This window comes from Porcipelethomonas ammoniilytica, assembly GCF_025567485.1.
GTDB lineage: Bacteria > Bacillota > Clostridia > Oscillospirales > Ruminococcaceae > Porcipelethomonas > Porcipelethomonas ammoniilytica.
Genome location: NZ_JAOQKH010000057.1, coordinates 1 through 2,689 on the forward strand (window position 1 = coordinate 1; position 2,689 = coordinate 2,689).

A 2,689-nucleotide genomic window follows, 5' to 3' on the forward strand; every position below is an offset into this window, starting at 1 on the left:
CGACAAAGATTGGCAAAATGGAATGGTTGCAGTAGCTCAGCTTGAAGCATTATCCAAGCAGTCTGAATTAACCAATGCTGACCTTGATATGATGTCTCAATATGCCGATTACCTTAATGATACGTTTAATTGTAATATTGAGGTTGATTATGATACGGGTAAATTAACAGGGTTCGATCCGACTAATATAAATTCACAGATGGTTAAGATAGCCATGGATAATCGCAAACAAGCAGCAAGTGAATCTGTGACTAGCGCCGATTTTACTAACGGTTATTTAGACGGTCTTAAAGAGCTTAAAGATTTTGAGACAGAGTATAAAATAGTTAAAGATGAAATAACAAAATCCATGAATGATCCCGGTCATGCCAATATGACAGGCTATACTATGTCGGAAGCTAATGAATATTTCGGCAAAAAAATCGCAGAAGCTCAAAAGGTTGTTGATGGGTATAAAAATACCGCTTTTGAAGCCTTTAGTATAATGGATAATCCCGACGGCGCTGAAGAATTTCTAAAGACTATTGAAGATACTGCAAATGCTTACAACGATTTAGGGAAATCAGCGAAAGATGCTCAGAAAGCCCTGACTCCTGAAGAAGCAATTTCAGAAGTATGGGCAGTTAATGAAGAACAAATCAAACAATTTGCTGAAGAATATGAAGAAGCATATGATTCTATTCGTGAAAGCTTAGATGGTATGTTCGGATTGTTTGAAGAAGCAAGTATGAACCTTGAAAATGCCTTATCTCCCGATACTGCAATTGAAAATATTGAAAGTCAAATAGATTATTTTAATCAATATAAGGAAGCGGTTGCCGCACTTTCCGATTTAGAGCTTGATAGTAATATTATAGAGCAGTTAGACCCTGAACAAGCTGTTGCCTTTGCCCAATCATTTAATGAAATGAATGTTGACGAGGCTAAGGGGAAGGTCAGTGAACTCAATGAATCATTTGGAGAATTAAAAAATATTAAAGATGACACTGCACAAACGATGCTTGAAGTTGACGAAGAAATTTCACAAAGGCTTGATGCAATAAAAGAAAATATGGATAAGTCTCTTGATGAAATGGTCGAAGAGATGAAATTGGATAGTGAAGCGGCAGATGCCGCAAAGCTTACAATGGACGGATACATATCCCAACTTAAATCTAGTGGTGACAATGCCGTTCAGCAAGCCCAGAGCATTGCAAGCAGAATCACAGCTGCATTAAGCATTGACGTTTCGTCGGCAGTTTCAAATGCTGCGGCTGCTGTTCGTGGGTTTACTGCAAATGTGAATGCTTACGCTTCCGGTACGCTATCGGCAGAACCCGGTATTGCATTGGTCGGTGAAGAGGGCCCTGAGCTTGTACGGTTCAAAGGCGGAGAAACGGTATATACTGCCGATGAGACGGAAAAGATCATTAGCGGTTACGCTGATAATCATCTCAATATTCCTCCTGCAGAATCTCCTGTAAAAAAGTTTGAAAACAAAACCGAATCAGTATCCCGCCGTGAAGTTGATCTCAATATCAACGGCAAAGGTTCTATAAACGTAAAAAGCAATATGGATAAGGAACAGGTGGCGGAGATCCTTATAGAAAATTTAAAGCCTGCACTTATGAGTATTATTTCAACTGAATTATTTGAGGAGGGCGAAGACTCTTATGACTTCTAGCAAATATCAAATATGGCTTGAAGCAGGAAAAAAGAAACATCAATTACCTGTGAATCCCGAAAGTATCAAGATCCAGAGAAACGGCAACAATCAAAGTGTAACCATTGCCGGACTTGGAGAAACTACCGTATTACAAGAACCCAAAGCCGTTACGATTTCATTTACGTCCTTTTTCCCTAAGACGTATTTCCCCGGCTGTACTGTGAAAAAACCTCTTTTACCCCATGCGTATATCAATGCAATATCTACGTGGCTTAACGAAAAGACTGTTGTCCGACTGTATATAACTAAATGCGATATTGTATGGTATGCAACGATTGAAAGCTTTTCCTACTCCCAAAGCGGCGGAGACGTTGGTTCTTATGATTATACCATTTCGCTGAAATCATATAAGACGGTAAGAGTGCGGCAGATAAATATTAACAAGAACAAAAAAGCGTCTGCTCCCAAAAAGACAAACGCAAGAGTCAATACCAAATCAAAGCCTAAGACCTATACCGTAAAATCAGGAGACAGCCTTTACAATATTGCCAAAAAGTATTACGGAGACGGCTCTAAGTATACTAAAATTTACGAAGCCAATAAAAAAATCATCGGCTCTAATCCTAATCTGATAAAGGCAGGTCAGGTCTTAACAATACCGTAAGGAGGCAAGTTATGTCCGATATCAGTTTAATTTTATACCGTGACGGTAAGACCTTCGATATTTCAGAACTTGTGGAAAGTATTAAATGGAAAGGGAGAAAGGGTTCTGCCGCACGTTCTGTAAGCATTTCGCTTTTGGACTGCAAAGGCGCACAAAGCGGAATAGATGTCACAAAAGGTCATCAATTGATTTTCAGTTATAAGGGCAAGGAATTATTTAGGGGTATGATAATGTCACAACAGCAGTCCGAAATCTTTAAAATGCCAATTACCGCCTATGATAACGGTATTTACCTGTCAAATAATAAAGATACATTCGTGTACGAGAACAAAACCGTACACGATATTTTTATTGATGTATGCAAGCGTTTCGGTATTAAA

At 38.8% G+C, this 2,689-nt stretch carries 2 protein-coding genes and 1 pseudogene; all 3 read left to right on the forward strand.

The window, feature by feature from the left end; genetic code table 11:
• Positions 1-1,663: pseudogene (locus OCV67_RS13080) on the forward strand (hypothetical protein); the annotation flags it as partial.
• Positions 1,653-2,309, forward strand: coding sequence for a LysM peptidoglycan-binding domain-containing protein (locus OCV67_RS13085; RefSeq protein ID WP_147644376.1), 657 nt, complete (start codon positions 1,653-1,655; stop codon positions 2,307-2,309). The pseudogene OCV67_RS13080 and the gene OCV67_RS13085, both read left to right, overlap by 11 nt.
• Before the next feature lie 11 nt (positions 2,310-2,320).
• Positions 2,321-2,689, forward strand: a 369-nt coding sequence (locus OCV67_RS13090) for an XkdQ/YqbQ family protein (protein ID WP_147644377.1), incomplete at its 3' end; no start/stop codon positions are given.